Genomic DNA, 16591 nt, shown 5'->3' on the forward strand with positions numbered 1-16591 from the left:
TGCCGCGCGAATGTTAAAGAATAATAATGCGGCCTGGGGCAGGCCTGCGTGGCCAGCGCCGCGCAGCCACCGCCCCATCTGCCGCTTTCGGCATCTGCTGGAGTCTCCATGAACCGTCCGTTGTCCCTGTTGGCGAGCGCCGTGCTCGCCGCCCTTGCCGCCCCTCCCGCCCTGGCCCAGGCCGCCACCGACACCCCCAGCACGCTCGACACCGTCATCGTCACCGGCACCCGGGTCAGCGACCGCACCGTGGCCGAGTCGCAGTCGCCGATCGACATCATCAGCACCGAAGCGCTGCAGTCCACCGGCACCTCGGAGCTGGCCACCGCGCTGTCGCGCGTGCTGCCCTCGCTGAACTTCCCGCGCCCGGCGCTGACCGACGGCACCAGCGGCATCCGCCCGGCGCAATTGCGCGGGCTGTCGCCGGACCAAGTGCTGGTGCTGGTCAACGGCAAGCGCCGCCACACCTCCGCGCAGATCAACGTCAACGGCAGCATCGGCCGCGGCGCCTCGGCGGTGGACATCAACGCGATCCCGATCGCGGCGATCGAGCGCGTGGAGGTGCTGCGCGACGGCGCCTCGGCGCAGTACGGCTCCGACGCCATCGCCGGGGTGATCAACATCGTGCTCAAGGGCTCGGGCGAAGGCGGCAGCCTGGCGGTCGACCGCGGCCAGTATTCGGCCGGCGACGGCGCCAAGTCGCAGCTCTCCGGCGACGCCGGAATCGGCTTCGGCGATGGCCGCGGCAGCCTGCACGTGGCCGGCCAGATCAGCCAGCAGGACGCCACCAACCGCGCCGGTCCGTACCAGGGCAGCGCGCCGAACACCGGCAACTATCCGGGCATCGGCCAGACCACCTTCGTCTACGGCGACCCCCAGGTCGATGCGACCGCGGTCTCGGCCAACGGCGAGTTCCGTTTCAGCGACCACGTCACCGGCTATGCCACCGCCATCGCCAGCAACCGCGACATCACCTCGTTCGCGTTCTACCGCTCGCGCAACCACAACGGGCAGAGCGCGCTGCTGGCGCAGACCTACCCCGACGGCTACGTGCCGGAGATCAACCAGTACTCCAAGGACCGCTCGCTGGTGGCAGGGCTCAAGGGCAGCACCGAAAGCGGCTTCGGCTGGGACCTGAGCTACAACTACGGCTACAACAAGATCGACTTCAACACCCGCAACAGCATCAACTACAGCCTGGGCACCGACAGCCCGAGCAGCTTCTACGACGGCGCGCTGGAGTACACCCAGAACATCGTCAATGCCGACTTCACCCAGTCGCTGGACTGGGGCCTGGCCTATCCGGTGACGCTGTCCTTCGGCGCCGAGTACCGCCAGGAAAAGTGGAACCAGTCGCCGGGCGAGCTGGCCTCCTACACCGGCACCACCGGCGGCGCGCAGGGCTTCGCCGGCTTCTCCCCGGCCAACGCGGTGCATTCGGACCGCCACAACTACGCCGTCTACGCCGGCCTGGAAGCCGACTTCACCGACAAGTTCTCCGCCGGCCTCACCGGGCGCTACGAGGACTACTCGGACTTCGGCAGCAAGAGCTCGGGCAAGCTGTCGGCGCGCTACGCGTTCACCGACAAGGTGGCGCTGCGCGGCACCGTGGCCAGCGGCTTCCGCGCCCCGTCGCTGGCGCAGCAGCAGTACCAGGCGGTGACCAGCAACTACATCAACGGCAGCTTCTTCGAATCGGGCACCTTCCCGGTGGACAGCACCGTGGCCCAGGCGCTGGGCGCCACGCCGCTGAAGGCCGAGACCTCGCTGTCCTACAGCCTGGGCCTGGTGCTGCAGCCGGTCGAACGCCTGTACCTGACCCTGGACGCGTACCAGATCAAGATCGACAACCGCATCCTGCTGTCCTCCAACCTCAACGATGCCGCCGTGCTCGCGCAGTTGCAACGCCTCGGCTACGCCAACGTCACCAGCGTGCGTTACTTCGCCAACGCGGCCGACACCCGCACCCGCGGCGTCGATCTGGTCGGCACCTACACGATCCCGTTCGCGGCCAGCTCGCTGGACCTCACTGCCAGCTACGGCTACAGCAAGACCGAGATCACCCATGCGATCGAACAGCCGCAGGCGCTGGCAGACATCGGCTCGACCCAGACCATCCTGGGCCGCGACGAGATCGGCCGCCTGGAGGACAGCTTCCCAAAAGACAAGATCATCCTCAGCGGCACCTGGAAACTGCAGCACTGGGACTTCAACCTGGCCGCCACGCGCTATGGCGATTTCACCGTGCGCAACTCGGCCAGCGCCGCCCGCGACCAGACCTACGACGCGAGCTGGGTGGTGGACGCCTCGGCCAGCTTCAAGCCCAGCACCAACTGGACCCTGACCCTGGGCGCGGACAACCTGCTGGACCAGTATCCGGACAAGACCGCCAACCTGGTCAACTCCACCTACGGCATGCTGCCCTACAGCAACTACTCGCCGTACGGCTTCAATGGCGCCTACGTGTACGCGCGGATCAACTACCGCTGGTGATCGCTGCGTAAGACACGGCCCTCTTCCGTTCGCGGGAGAGGGTTTCGCAGCCACCCCGGCGCTCGGCGATGCGCCGATCTCCGGCGGCTGCACGGCTTGATTCACCCGCATGATCCGCAGTTGCACTGGCGTCGGCTGTTGCGAGCGAAGGAGCACAACCCTCGCTCGGCCATGAACGTCCTGCTGCTCCTTGCCGCGTGCATACGCAACAATGGCAACACCGGCTTCGGGAACACACGCAGAGTTAGCCCATGACCGGCGCACCCCTGCCGCCGGGACCTTCCTGCTGCCGCTGCTGCGCCTCCAGCGCCAGCTGCTGCGCGCGCTGCTGATTGAGCGCCTGCGTCTGCTGCACCGTGTCCTGCATCGGCGCGGCCGGCTGCGCCACGTCTGTCGAAGTACGGAAGCCGGGCGTCGTCCCAGCTACCCACATGGCGTCCCCGGCCATGAGCACGCGGTCGATCTTGTCCGCATCGGCGATGCCCGCCTGCTTGGCAGCGAGCATTGCCTGCGCGACGTGGTCATCGCCGATATGCACCGGCACGTCCTGGCGGATGCGCGCGAACATCGCCTGATCGGCCGCCGACAGCGCGGCGATGCCCTGTGCCTGCGCGGCCGTGCGCTCGGCCGGCGGCGCCTGGCTGAGCAGCGGCGATGTTCACCACGTTGGCGGTCGCGAACAGCGGGTTGTACTGCACATTGGCGGCGGTGCCGGCGAAGACCGTCGCATTGACCGCCGCCGCCGACGCCGGGACCTGTGCGGCGACCTGCCGGGTCTGCCGCCCTGCGCCATCGAACGCGCCATCCACCGCCGCGCCAGCCTGCGCAAGCGCAGCATGCTCCGCGCGACCAAGCTGTTCGCTGCCCGTGCGGATTGCCTGCGCGGCGCCGTGCGCGGTGTCGCGCAACCGCTGCGCATCCTGGTCCGCCGCGTGCAGCGCCTGCGCGACCTCGGCCTGCTGCCGCTGCTGCGCGTGTGCGGCGGCCTGCGCCAGGCGCTCGGCTTGCGCGTCCGCCTGCTCGCGCAATCCCTCGGGCAGCAACTGCGCGGCGCGCCGCAACGCTTCGCTGCCCAGCCTCCCGGCGCCGGCCTCCACCTCGCCCTGGACGCGATCCACGCCGGCCGCCACATGTCCTACCCCTTGCCGAACGCCAGCAGCGACAGCACCGGCGTGCACTACACCGGCCGCGGCGGCATCGCCCGCGCACTGGCATTCGCACCCTGCTGCGCCGCTGCACGCGCCACATCGCCGGTCATGTCGAGTCCCTGCCCGGCCGCCATCCCCACCTTTTCGACCGCACGCCCCGCGTGCAGGCCCGCGTCGGCCCCTTGCGCCCCCATCGCCACGGTGGTCAACAGTGGGCCGCCGAAATTGGACACCTCGCGTAGCGACAGGTGCCGCTGGCGATCGACCAGCGCACTGCCCGGATCGTCCACATCCGCGCGCCGCTTGGCCGCCAGCAACGGCTGCGGCTGCCCCGCCGCCAGCGGCAACTCGCGCAGCAACTGCGCCGTGTCGCCCTGCTGCAACCGGTCCAGGAACGCATGCACCGAGGGCTGGGCGTAATTTGGCACCGTCGCATTCAACTGGCTGGCCAGCAATGCCTTGCCCTGCGGCAGCTCCTTGAGCAGCGTGCTGGTTTCCTTCAACACCCCGCCCAGTTCCTCGCGCCGGAATGCATCCAGCCGGTGGATGTTCTGCTGGATGCCGTCGTTGAGCACCTCGCCGGCCACCTGGTAGGCGACCACGGTCTTTTGCGTGTCGTAGACCGGCAGTCCGTTTTCCTGCGCGAAGCGCTGCGGGGTGGCCGGGTGCAGGCCGGCGGCATTGAAGGTGGTGGCCCGCACACCGGTCACCGCCGAGGCTGCCGAGGCCTCGCCACCACCCAAGGAATAGGCGGCGAGTTCGAAGTCGAGACCACCTTGCTTCAAGGAATAGCCTAACCGCATTGCACGATCGTAATAATCCGTCCGCAATCCCACAGACTGCGGGAAATTATTGGCCAGGAAGTCCTCGCCGGTGGTCTCGCGCAGGCCATTGGACGTCAGAACTTCACCGGACGAACCCTTGAACACCAGCACCGGCTTGTAGCCCGGCCCCAGCACGGACGGATCGGGGAGGTAGATCTCGGCGCGGAAGCCAGAGTTGTCAGGCTTCAGAAACTCCGTTATCTGTTCATTCGTCAGACCCAGCTGCGGCGCGTACTCGCGCAGCTTGTCCAAATTTTCGCTGCCGCGCATCCAGCCCGCATCCGGCCGCCCCTCGCCTTTCGCCGCATCGTATACATCGTCCGACACCCCCGCCATCTCGCGGTCGTGGTAAAGCTGTTGAAGTTGCGTCGCCTGCTGCTGCGCCTGCGGATCGCTGCTGGCGCGCAGCTGCTCGAGCAATGCGCGCTGCTGTTCGTGTTCGGCAAGACTAGGCATCTGAAATCTCCTTCTTCAGTGATTGGTCAAAGCAACGGGATATCTTCTTCTTCGTAGGGGAAGCCGAAGGATTTGCGCATGTCGCGCAAATAATCAGGCATCGGCGGCCGAGCATACCCATGCTGCAATAACCATTGTTGGCACTTGCGTTGCCACGTCGGATCATTCGGGTTGCCAGGGTGCCAAAATACATCAGCAACGACGGGATACTTAGGCAATCCATATTTCTCAGGATCTTTCGTCAGCCCATTTATCTTCGGATCTGCGCCATGCTCAAGCAACCAATATACCTACTCAAAACCCCCGCGAGCCGCATAATCAAAAATTATCGGAGATCCTTGGCTAGTGGCATTTATATCCGCCCCCCGCTCTACCAGCAGCTTCACGTTCTGCCATTGGTTTTGCGTCAGGAATGCCTGGAGAAGAAGCGTCTCGCCATTGGAGTTGCGCGCATTCGGATCGCCGCCATGATCCAGCAGCAGCTTCAGGTAGATGGGATCTTCCTGCTTGGCCGCCCAGACCATCGCATTGTCCTCGTAGCGCCCCTTGAAACGGGTTGTGTTCTGCGATGGATGCAGCTTGCGTGCATTCGGGTCGGCCCCGTTCTCCAGCATCGCCCGCAACCCCTCGGGGTGTGGGTCATGATCGGCCACATCAGTAGCGGGTAGCCGTCCGTGGAGAAGAGCGCGTCGGGGTTGACGTGTTCCTCCTTCATCAACCGCCGCACTTCCTTGACATCGCCATGCTCGGCCGCCAGCGCCAGCGCCTTGGGATCCGGGAAGAATCCGGACAAGCCATACGCGGACTGCTGCGCGGGGGAAGCCAGCGACAGTCCATCGCAGCCGGCGCAGGCCAGCAGCAGCAACGACAGCAATAAAGCGCGCAGCAGCTCAGGCACGTTCCATCCTCATGAACGGGAAATCCGCAAATACGGGATCACCGTACATCGCCGTAGCCTAGACCTTGTCCACCGGCTCCGCCACACCCCGCGGAGCCACAGCAACGCCAGGCCGCCAAGGTTGCAATCGATCAATTGCCACAGCAGCAGTCTGCACCGAACCGCCTTCTGCCCGCATCGGCATGCATCGACGCGACGCTTCCATCGGCATTACCGCGAGGGCGGTGGACAGTAGGGCGGCAAGCATGCTTGCACGTCGGAGATGGAGGCCGATGCGCGACAAGAACGCAGATGACAAGGGCCAACCGCGAAGCCTCGCCAAGCCAATACACGGCGCGATGTGTGAAATTGAACACATGCCAAAGGCCCTTTCGGAAGAGGCCTCTGCTTTTGTCTACAAGCGCCTGGAAAACCTGCATCGCCGCGGCCCGCAAGTGTTGCCGCGGTCGTTGCACATGCAACCACGCGCACAGGTTTAACGGAACGTTGACACATTCGACATCTGCCGGTAATCCATTGCGGCTGCCGCAACATTCGCCATAGGCGCAACACCCGGGAGGGGGTGATGGCGAATGCGGCGGCGCCGACTCTTCCCCCCATCCTGGAGCCGCCCCGCCAATGACCCGCACGTTCAATCCTCTCGCCACTGCCGTCGCCCTCGCCCTGACCACATCCGCAGCGCCTGCGCTCGCGCAGAGTTCCTCCTCCAGCGCACAGACGCTGGATACCATGATCGTCACCGGCACCCGCGTGGCCGACCGCACCGTCGCCGAATCGGCCTCGCCGATCGACATCATCTCGCCGGAAATGCTGCAGTCCACCGGCACCACCGAACTGGCCACCGCGCTATCGCGTGCGGTGCCGTCGCTGAACTTCCCGCGTCCGGCGATCACCGACGGCTCCGATGCGGTGCGCCCGGCGCAGCTGCGCGGACTCTCGCCCGATCAGGTGCTGGTGCTGGTCAACGGCAAGCGCTACCACACCACCGCGCTGGTCAACCTCAACGGCGCGCAGGGCCGCGGCTCGTCGCCGGCCGACCTCAACACCATTCCGATCGCCGCGGTCGAGCGCATCGAGGTGCTGCGCGACGGCGCCTCGGCGCAATACGGCTCCGACGCCATCGCCGGGGTCATCAACATCGTGCTCAAGGGCAGCGGCGAAGGCGGCAGCATCGCCGCGCGCTACGGCAAGTACAGCGCCGGCGACGGCGAGCAGTACCAGCTGTCCGGCGACGCCGGGGTCAAGTTCGGCGAGAACGGCAGCGTGCATTTCGCCGCGCAGGCCGGCCACCAGGATCAGACCGACCGCGCCAAGCCCTACCAGGGCCAAGTGCAGCAGCGCTACGGCGACCCGGACATCGATCAGGGCGCGTTCTCGTACAACGGCCAGTACAGACCAGCCGAGTACCTGACCTTCTACTCCTACGGCATGCTCAGCCGTCGCGAAGTGCTGTCCAACGGCTACTTCCGCTGGTCCGGCGACAACCGCAACCGCCCGGAGATCTACCCCGACGGCTTCCTGCCGCAGATCTACAACGTCAGCAAGGACGTGTCCTGGGTCGGCGGCTTCAAGGCCAGCACCGAGGGCGGGCTGGGCATCGACATCAGCTACAACTACGGCCGCAACAATCTCAGCTTCGAGGTCAAGAACAGCCTCAACAACAGCCTCGGCACGACCAGCCCGACCGATTTCTATGCCGGCACGCTGGAGGTCACCCAGAACCTGCTCAACGCCGACTTCACCAAGTCGCTGGACGTCGGCCTGGCCTATCCGGTCACGCTGGCCTTCGGCGGCGAGTGGCGCGGCGAGAAGTTCAACGAATCGCCGGGCGATGCGGCCTCCTACGTCAACGGCGGCGTGCCCTCGGCCAACGGCACGCTGCTGCCGGGCGCGCAGGTGTTCGCCGGCTTCAAGCCCAGCGACTCGGGCCACTACGACCGCAACAGCTATTCGGCCTACGTCGATCTGGAAGGCGACATCACCGACAAGTTCTCCGCCGGCCTGGCCGGGCGCTACGAGAACTACAGCGATTTCGGCGACACCAGCACCGGCAAGCTGTCGCTGCGCTACGCGTTCACCGACAAGGTCGCGCTGCGCGCCACCGCCTCCACCGGGTTCCGCGCGCCGTCGCTGCAGCAGCAGTATTTCCAGTCCATCGCCACCAACTTCATCAACGTCACCCAGCCCGACGGCAGCATCACCGCCACGCCGTTCGAGATCGGCACCTTCCGCACCGACAATCCGGCCGCGGTCGCACTCGGCGCCGAGCCGCTGAAGGCGGAGAAATCGAAGAACTACGGCCTGGGCCTGGTGCTGCAGCCGGTCGATGCGCTGTACGTCACTGTCGACGCCTACCGCATCGACATCGACGACCGCATCGTGCTGTCGGAAAACCTGACCTCCACCGCGGTGCGCAACTACCTGCAGGCCAACGGCTATGCCGGCATCGGCGGCGGCCGCTACTTCACCAACGCGATCGACACCAAGACCCAGGGCGTGGACGCGGTCGGCACCTACAAGATCGCGCTGAGCAACAGCAACCTGGACCTGACCGCCGGCTACAACTACAACAAGACCGAGATCGAGAAGATCGCCGAGAACCCGGCGGTGCTGGAGGCGATCGACCCGACTGCGGTGCGCATCGGCCGCGCCGAGATCGGCCGCATCACCAAGGGCGCGCCGCGCGACAAGTTCTTCCTGAGCAGCGTGTGGGCACCGGGCGCCTGGGCGTTCACCGCCACCGCCACGCGCTGGGGCGAGTTCACCGATTTCGGCACCACCGCCGCCGCCGACCAGACCTACGCGGCGAAGTGGACGCTGGACCTGGCGGCCAGCTACAAGCTGGGCAACTGGGACTTCACTGTCGGCGGCGACAACGTGCTCAACGAATATCCCGACCTGTCACGTGCCGGCGCCGGCACCCGCACCTACCTGCCGTATAGCACCTCCTCGCCGTTCGGCTTCAACGGCGCATTCGTCTACGCCAACGTCAACTACAAGTGGTGAGGCGCGCGCGCACGGCTTAGCCGATGCGGCGCCCGCCGCACAAGGGAAAAGCCCCGGCTCGCCGGGGCTTTTTTTTGTCCGCCGCACAGCGTGCGCGGGCGGCAATCGCTGGGTAATGGATGCCTGCGCCTGGCGATTAACTCAAACCGGCTAGCACAGCGTCGCACCCAAAGGAAGTCACTTCGGTAGACACTTATATAATTCACAGAAACATCAATGAGATATAGCGAAACCTCGAATATTTACCCCATATTTGTCAACAGCTGCACGCTGCGACTCGGGTAAGGTGGAATCGCCTGAACGGCAGGCTATGAAACCCTCAGCAGGGAAGGACTCGGCTATGTGGAATACTTCGAAAATCGTGGCGGTGGCGTCGGGCATTTTGCTGTGCTCGGCGCTGGCGGCGAACGCGCATGCGCAAACCTGCTGCCCGTCGGGCGGCAACGGCAGTCAGATCGCGATCAGCGGGCTGGGCGAAAGCGCCCCGCAGGCAGTCGACCTGTCGACGAACCCGGCGTGGAGAATCTATCATTTCGAACGCAACGGGGTGACCTATTTGCAGATCAACGATACGACCGGCCAGGTCCGCGGCGCGATCGGGCGCATCGAGAACACCGCCTGGGTGACGCCGATAGGCAAGGAAGTCGGCGCGGTGAGCATCGTCGATGTGCTGGACAAGACCCGCGGCGCCGTGGTCTACGACGCGCGCTACTTCACCGTGCAGGTCTCCAGCACCGCCAATGGCGATGCCTGGACCGTCACGATCAAGAAGTGAGGGAACGCTCCAACGGTTCGGAAACAAGGAAACTGATCTTCAGCTCATGGCGGCGCTGGCAAGTGCCGTCATGAGCTTTCAGCCTGCTTGCCAGCTCCCAGTCGTTCTCATCCACGCCCTTGCTTCTTTTCCCGCTGAGCACGGCCGGATCGGCGCTGATCGCCACCACGACGCCACGCTTGCCGCGTCCCGTCCAGACGCGCGCCTCGACCCGGTGCCGGCTGGCGCTGGGCAGGATCTCCATCGCGTTGAGCACGCAGCGATACGCCGCCAACTGCAGGCCGATCGATAGCTGCCGAGACTCGCCGTGCAGCCGCGCGTCCACCTCCGTATCGCAGGCATTGGCAAAGGCGACCGAACTCAGCGCGCCGTAGAGGCCATCGGTCTCGATGTCCAACGGATACAATGCAGCGACATAATCGTCCAACAGCTGCGCCTGAATGACCCCGGTCCGGTTCATTTCCATGGCGGCGGCGTAGTGCCCGTGCTCTTTCAAGGAAGCGGCGATATCGCGGCGCAGCTTGTTGATATGGGCATGGATATCGGTGTATTCGATCACCCGATTGCGCAGTGTGCGCTCGGCGGACATGTAGCTGGCCTGCGCCACCTGCAGAGCTTGCTGTTCGGCGTAACCGAAGCGCCGGGCCTGGTCGAAGGCGCCGGAGATCTTGGATCCAAGAGCGAACAGTGTGGTGGCCGCGACAGCGATCAACAACTGGACGTTGAATCCCTGCGCGTCGTAGGCGCCCTCGAAATTCACCAGGGGAAGCGACATCGCCACCGCCAGGTCAGCCAGCACCACGCCCACGGCGGCTCCGCGCCACCCATGGCAAAGCGTGAGCCACACGCCGGGCGCGATCAGCAGCACGAGCGTGACCTGGCGCAGAAGCGATCCGGAGGCGACCATGGCCATGGCAAAGATGCCGGCGACCATCAGCACGGCAATGGCGGCGTCGCGGCGCAACGCATCGCTGGGCATCACCCGTTTGCCCTTGCGCCGCACCCAAAGCAATGCCGGCAGCACGAACATCAGGATGCCCAAATAGTTACCTATCCAGAACTTGATGATGTTGTCCGGGGTGATGTCTCCCACCGGACCGCCCAGCGAGGAGTTCAGCGCCTTGTTGGACATCGCTGCCCACAGCGCAGCCGCCAACGCGACGAAGGGGAGCCAGTTCTGCAGGGACTTCTGCGGCATCAGCAAGCGCGAAGCCAGCGGCACCAGGGCGAAGACTGGCATCAACAGGAACGGGCTCGCATAGGCCCACGTCGCGCTCACTCCATGCGCGTCGGCCATCGGCGCGCGCAAGATGAGCAACGCGGCGGCATCGCCGGCCAGTAGATATGGCCAGAGCCTGTAGGGAAGGAAGAGCAACGCGGCAGCGCGCAAACCGACTGGCAGGAACCATTGGTCGACAGACCAGCGCCACACGAGCATGTAGAGCGCGCAGTAACCTGCACTGAGCAGGATGCCGCCAGCGAGTTTTTTCAGTGTAGCCATACCACCTTGATCCTTGGCAGGACGCCCGATTGGCGCAAACATACATCACGGCGCGAACCCGCACAGTAGACAGTTTGCGGCGCGCACGACGGCGGCAACGCCCTGCGCGGCGGGGGTTTGCGGGGATCGCGGGGATGCTGGGACAGGCTTCTCATTCGGCATGGCTCCGACCCGTTCGATTTTGACGGTTTCGCGTATCACGCATCTGTGAGATGACGCCGATATTGGGCCGGCAGCGCACGCCGCGATAGGCCACCTGGTGCGGCGGCCGCGCTGTCGGCACATTAGTATCGGAGCGGCGCGGCTTTACCGCAATCGGACGGCGCCGCCGTCGCTCGGCGGAACACGCCGGGGCGCGGCAATGGCAACGTGACGCATGTCCTGCCACGGCGCCGGCTCGCCCTGCGCTGCCTTGGGTTCTGCACCGCCTCGTCATGCGGACTGGAAAGCCCGCTGCGGCGCAAGGCAGCCGGGCGACGATAGCGCGCCGCTTGGCGACCAGGCACCGCCACAGGGATCGTCCCCGGCTCGCCAGCGGCCGCTGCGGGCGCGCATCGGACGCGCCGACGCGGCGCCCGCGACAGGCGTCAGCCCATGCACTGGACAAGCCGCCGGATTTGCCGATAAAAGCCGCATCGGCCACACTCCTTGCCTTCTTGTTCCGCGAATCTGCATGCATCACGACACCAGTCTCATCGACATCATCGCGGTCGGGCTCGCCCTCGCCTTCGTCCTCGGCACCCTCGCCCACCGGATCAAGCTGTCGCCGCTGGTCGGCTATCTGGTGGCCGGCATCTGCGTCGGCCCGTTCACTCCCGGCTTCGTCGCCGACCAGGCGCTGGCCAACCAGTTGTCGGAACTGGGGGTGATGCTGCTGATGTTCGGCGTGGGCCTGCATTTCTCGCTCGAAGACCTGATGGAAGTGAAGTGGATCGCGATCCCCGGCGCGCTGGCGCAGATCGCGGTCGCGACCCTGCTCGGCTGGGGCCTGGCCTGGAGCATGGGCTGGCCGACCCTGCACGGGCTGGTGTTCGGCCTGGCGCTGTCGGTGGCCAGCACCGTGGTGCTGCTGCGCGCGATGGAGGAACGGCGCCTGCTGGAAACCCAGCGCGGGCGCATCGCGGTCGGCTGGCTGATCGTCGAGGACCTGGTGATGGTGCTGGCGCTGGTGCTGCTGCCGGCGCTGGCCGACGCGCTCGGCGGCAAGGGCGCCGGCACCGGCGCGATCCTCGCTGCGCTGGGCATCACCCTGCTGAAAATGGCCGCGTTCGTGGTGGTGATGCTGGTGGTCGGCCGCCGTGCGATCCCGTGGGTGTTGGAGAAGGTCGCCGCAACCGGCTCGCGCGAGCTGTTCACGCTGTCGGTGCTGGCGATCGCGCTGGGCGTGGCGTTCGGCTCGGCCACCCTGTTCGGCGTGTCGTTCGCGCTGGGCGCGTTCTTCGCCGGCATGCTGCTGAAGGAATCCGAGCTCAGCCACAAGGCCGCCAGCGATTCGCTGCCGCTGCGCGATGCGTTCGCGGTGCTGTTCTTCGTCTCGGTCGGCATGCTGTTCGACCCGCACATCCTGCTCGAGCATCCGTGGCAGGTGCTGGCCACGTTCCTGACCATCACCGTCGGCAAGTCGCTGGCCGCGTTCGTGATCGTGCGCGTGTTCGGCCATCCCACCGGCATCGCGCTGACCATTTCGACCAGCCTGGCGCAGATCGGCGAGTTCTCCTTCATCCTGGCCGGACTCGGTGTGAGCCTGGCGATCCTGCCCGAGACCGGGCGCGACCTGATCCTGGCCGGCGCGCTGCTGTCGATCATCGCCAACCCGCTGCTGTTCACCTGGCTGGACCGCTGGCAGGCCAGGCAGGCGGTGGAAGCGCCGGTGACGGTGGAAGCGGAACTGCCGCCGGGTCCGTCGCTGGATCTGGTCGACCATGCCATCGTGATCGGCTACGGCCGGGTCGGCAGCACCCTGGCCGCGGTGCTGCGCGAACGCGGCGTGCCGGTGCTGGTGATCGACGACAACCGCGAGCACGTGGAACGCGCGCATGCCGACGGCATCCCCGGCATCCGCGGCAGCGCTGCCGCCGACCGAGTGCTGGCCGAGGCGCACCCGGAGAAGGCCAAGATCGCGATCCTGGCGATCCCGCAGCCGCTGGAGGCCGGCGAGGCGCTGGCCAAGCTGCGCGCGCTGAATCCGGGACTGACCCTGCTGGCGCGTGCGCACAGCGATGCCGAGGTCAAACACCTGCTCGAGCACGGCGCCGACGGCACGGTGATGGCCGAGCGCGAGCTGGCCTATTCGCTGGCCGAGATGGTGATGGCGACGCCGCCGTACCGCGCCATGCGCATCGCGCCAGGCTGACGCCTGCGCGGCGTGCATCCGTGAAGCCCGCACGGCAAGCGCAAGCTCGCTGCGTGCCTGCACAGGTGTCGGCGCGCACAAAAAGCGTCTACAGGAATGCAGCGGCGGCGGCCCTGAACCTACTTGATAATCATTATCGTTTAAGCCAGGATTGCAGCCCCTTCCCCAGCCCGCTCGCTCTCCCCCATGGCTTGCAAGATCGGGTTGCTCAATTCGGTGCCCAGCCCGTTGCTGTGCGAGATGTTCGGCCACCTCGGCTACGACTTCGCGGTGCTCGACCTGGAGCACGTGCTGCGCTCGCCGGCAGAGCTGGAACACGCGATCCGCGCCTGCGAGCTGGGCGGCTGCGAAGCCTGGGTGCGCGTACCCGAGGTCGATGCCAAGCTGATCGGCCGGGTACTCGACGCCGGCGCGCGCGGCGTGGTGCTGGCCGGGCTGGACAGCGCCGAGCAGGCCGAGCGCGCGGTCGCCGCCGCGCACTTCCCGCCGCACGGCCGGCGCGGCATCTGCGGCGGCCGCGTCACCGGCTTCGGCAGCCTCGCGCTGGCCGACTACATCGAACGCACCCGGCACGCGTTGCGGGTGGTGCCGATGATCGAAAGCGCGGCCGGGGTGCGCGCACTGCCGCAGATCCTGCAGGTGCCGGGCGTATCGCTGGTGATGGAAGGCGCGCTCGACCTGGCGCTGGATCTGGGTGTCGGCCCGCAGCCGACCCATCCGCAGGTGTGGGCACAGCTGCTGGCCATCGCCGCGGCCTGCCGTGACGCCGGCATCCCGTTCTGCCCCAATCCGCGCGACGCGGCGCAACGCCGGCATTGGCTGGCGCAAGCGGACCTGCACTGGCTGTTCGCCGGCGAAGACCGCGCGCTGCTGCAATCCGCGCTGCGCCAGCACGCCGCCGAGCTGCGCGTGCAGTGATCCTTCGTTCCCCGGAGTCGTCGCCTTGACCGTTTCGCTTTCCCCCGCGTTGCTGGCCGTCGCCGTCGGCGCCGCCCTGCTCGCCCCGTTCGCCGCCATCGCCCAGGAATCGCGGGAATCGCAGGACGCGGCGGCGCGGATCCGCCAGCTGGATACCGTGCAGGTGCAGGGCAGCCTGCTCGGCCGCTCCACCGTGCAGGACGTGCAGCATTACGCCGGCAGCCGCCAGGTGATCGACAACGCGCAGTTGCGCAACGGCGCCAACCGCTCGCTGGACGACGCGCTGCAGCGCGTGCCGGGGATCAAGGTGTTCGACGAGACCGGCACCGGCGCGCTGCCGCAGATCATGCTGCGCGGTCTCTACGAGAGCCGCAGCGGCCGCGTACAGGTACTCGAGGACGGCATTCCGCTGGCGCTGGCGCCGTACGGGCAGACCAGCCTGTCGCTGTTCCCGGTCGGCCTGAACCAGGTCGACCGCATCGACATCGTGCGCGGCGGCGCGGCGGTGCAGTACGGTCCCAACAACGTCGGCGGCGTGATCAACCTGATCAGTCCGGACATCCCCACGACCTGGACCACCACGCTCGGGCAGAAGGTCACCGCCGGCGGCGCCGGGCACTATCTGGGCGACACCGCGATCAGCACCGGCGGCTACGCCAGCGATAGCTTCGGCCTGCAGTTGGACGCGAACTGGAGCAAGGGCGAGTACTGGCGCGCGCACAGCGACACCGACATCAAGAACCTGCGCCTGCGCGCCGAATGGTGGCTGGCGCCGGACAAGCTGCTCAAGGCCAGCGTGCAGCGCTACGTGGCCGACATGGACATGGCCGGCGCCTTGTCGACCGCCGACTATCTGCGCGATGCGCGCCAGTCGACGCGGCCGCTGGATGAATTCACCGGCCGCACCACGCGCGCTTCGCTGGTCTACCAGCAGGAGTTCGGCGACCTGGGTCCGTTGCAGGACCTGCGCCTGGACTGGAGCAACTTCAGCGCGCGCAGCAACCGCAACTTCATCGTCGGCATGCGCCAGGCGAGCAGCGAGACCTGGCGTCCCGATCTGCCGCCGCAGTTGCGGCAGAGCGCCCCGCGCGATTTCAAGGTCTACGGCAGCGAGCCGCGGCTGAGCTGGAAGATGGACTCCGGTTCGGTAAGCCAGCAGTGGACCGTGGGCGCGCGCGCGATCAGCGAGGACATCGACTTCCTGGTCGGCAACACGCGGCTGAGCGACGGCGTGTATACCCTGGTGCGCGACTGGCGCTTCAAGGACCGCGGCGCCGCCGCCTACGTCAGCGATGCGATCGGGCTGGCCGACGGCCGCGTCACCATCACCCCCGGGCTGCGCTATGAGCGGGTGGATTCGCGCTATTACAACCTCGCCAGCGGCACCAGCACGCGCAACACCACCAGCGATGTGCTGCCCGGCCTGACCCTCGGTTTCCAGGCCACGCCGCAGTGGTATCTGTATGCCGACGGGCAGCGCTCGCTGCGCGCGCCGCAGGTCACCCAGATCATCTACGGCGACAATCTCGATGCCGAGCTGGCCTGGAACTACGAGGCCGGCGCACGCTACCAGCCCAACGCCCGCACCCGCGTGCAGTTCGGCGGCTACCTGATCGATTTCGACCAGCAGATCCAGCTCGACAACACCACCCGCACCTACCGCAACCTGGGCAAGACCCGTCACCAGGGCGGCGAGGTGGAACTGCAATGGAGTCCGGCGCAGCTGCGCGCGCTGACTCTCAACGCCGGCTACGCCTATCTGGACGCACGCCAGGAATCGGGCGCCTACGACGGCAAGCAGGTGCCCTACACCTCGCGCAACCAGCTCAGCCTCGGCGCCTCCTACCAGCCCGGTCGCAGCACGGTCGCAGTGTCCGGCTATTACTTCAGCCGCGCCTTCAGCGACGCCGCCAACAGCGTGCAGGAAAACGCGATCGGCTCGGTCGGCGAGCTGCCGGCGTACTGGGTCTGGAACGCGCAGCTGAGCCAGGTGCTCAGCGAGCGCGACAACGGCAAGCTCAGCGCCTCGCTGGCGGTGAACAACCTGTTCGACCGGAAATACTGGTACCGCGGCATCGACACCAGCCCGTGGGGCCGGCAGCCGGCGCCGGGCCGCAGCGTCACCCTCGGCCTGGAATACCGCTTCTGATCGCCGCTGGCGTCGGACGACGACGCTAGCGTTTGCAGCACCGCGCGCCACCCGGCGCGCCGCCGCCCGC

General features: G+C 66.8%; 11 protein-coding genes and 1 pseudogene. 7 read left to right on the plus strand and 5 right to left on the minus strand.

The features are described 5' to 3' along the window. Positions 1-108: 108 nt before the first annotated feature. Positions 109-2493 carry a TonB-dependent receptor plug domain-containing protein gene (locus tag FZ025_RS02080; RefSeq protein WP_104558751.1) on the plus strand — a complete coding sequence of 795 codons (2385 nt, stop codon included), beginning with the start codon at positions 109-111 and terminating at the stop codon, positions 2491-2493. Positions 2494-2737: 244 nt separating this feature from the next. On the opposite strand, the gene FZ025_RS02085 is transcribed toward FZ025_RS02080, so the two are convergent. The 4 genes and pseudogenes from FZ025_RS02085 to FZ025_RS02100 form a co-directional block, all read right to left on the minus strand. Continuing rightward, the gene (locus tag FZ025_RS02085) at positions 2738-3031 is read right to left on the minus strand and encodes a hypothetical protein (protein ID WP_244292442.1); all 294 of its coding nucleotides are present in this window, start codon (positions 3029-3031) and stop codon (positions 2738-2740) included. Then, positions 3015-3623 (minus strand): hypothetical protein, encoded by a 609-nt coding sequence (locus FZ025_RS02090; protein WP_158185516.1) that lies wholly within the window; start codon positions 3621-3623, stop codon positions 3015-3017. Before FZ025_RS02090 ends, FZ025_RS02085 begins: the two co-directional genes overlap by 17 nt. 47 nt (positions 3624-3670) lie before the next feature. After that, on the minus strand, positions 3671-4921 hold the full coding sequence (locus tag FZ025_RS02095) for a Tle-like phospholipase domain-containing protein (protein WP_053057395.1): 1251 nt from the start codon (positions 4919-4921) through the stop codon (positions 3671-3673). 26 nt (positions 4922-4947) lie between these two features. Beyond that, a pseudogene (locus FZ025_RS02100) lies at positions 4948-5819 on the minus strand (ankyrin repeat domain-containing protein). A 272-nt stretch (positions 5820-6091) separates the two neighbouring features. On the opposite strand from FZ025_RS02100, the gene FZ025_RS02105 reads away from it, so the two are divergent. The 3 genes from FZ025_RS02105 to FZ025_RS02115 all read left to right on the plus strand — a co-directional run bounded on the left by FZ025_RS02105 (position 6092) and on the right by FZ025_RS02115 (position 9600). Continuing rightward, a complete protein-coding gene (locus FZ025_RS02105) occupies positions 6092-6298 on the plus strand; it encodes a hypothetical protein (RefSeq protein ID WP_146093565.1) in 207 nt (68 codons plus the stop codon). A 139-nt stretch (positions 6299-6437) separates the two neighbouring features. Next, positions 6438-8825: a TonB-dependent receptor plug domain-containing protein gene (locus FZ025_RS02110; protein ID WP_046978280.1), complete on the plus strand. Its 2388-nt coding sequence runs from the start codon at positions 6438-6440 to the stop codon at positions 8823-8825. A gap of 340 nt (positions 8826-9165) precedes the next feature. Beyond that, complete coding sequence (locus FZ025_RS02115) at positions 9166-9600, plus strand: hypothetical protein (RefSeq protein ID WP_046978281.1); 435 nt, start codon at positions 9166-9168, stop codon at positions 9598-9600. Here FZ025_RS02115 and FZ025_RS02120 read toward each other — a convergent pair. After that, complete coding sequence (locus FZ025_RS02120; protein WP_104558652.1) at positions 9590-11101, minus strand: MASE1 domain-containing protein; 1512 nt, start codon at positions 11099-11101, stop codon at positions 9590-9592. The two genes, FZ025_RS02115 and FZ025_RS02120, sit on opposite strands and share 11 nt — an antisense overlap. Before the next feature lie 673 nt (positions 11102-11774). Here FZ025_RS02120 and ybaL point away from each other — a divergent pair. The 3 genes from ybaL to FZ025_RS02135 all read left to right on the plus strand — a co-directional run bounded on the left by ybaL (position 11775) and on the right by FZ025_RS02135 (position 16521). Continuing rightward, a complete protein-coding gene (ybaL, locus tag FZ025_RS02125) occupies positions 11775-13454 on the plus strand; it encodes a YbaL family putative K(+) efflux transporter (RefSeq protein WP_046978282.1) in 1680 nt (559 codons plus the stop codon). Between the two features lie 186 nt (positions 13455-13640). Next, positions 13641-14372: an HpcH/HpaI aldolase family protein gene (locus FZ025_RS02130; protein ID WP_046978283.1), complete on the plus strand. Its 732-nt coding sequence runs from the start codon at positions 13641-13643 to the stop codon at positions 14370-14372. 97 nt (positions 14373-14469) lie between these two features. Further along, a complete protein-coding gene (locus FZ025_RS02135; RefSeq protein ID WP_244292564.1) occupies positions 14470-16521 on the plus strand; it encodes a TonB-dependent receptor family protein in 2052 nt (683 codons plus the stop codon). Positions 16522-16591: the final 70 nt, after the last annotated feature.

The organism is Xanthomonas hyacinthi (assembly GCF_009769165.1).
Taxonomy (GTDB): domain Bacteria; phylum Pseudomonadota; class Gammaproteobacteria; order Xanthomonadales; family Xanthomonadaceae; genus Xanthomonas_A; species Xanthomonas_A hyacinthi.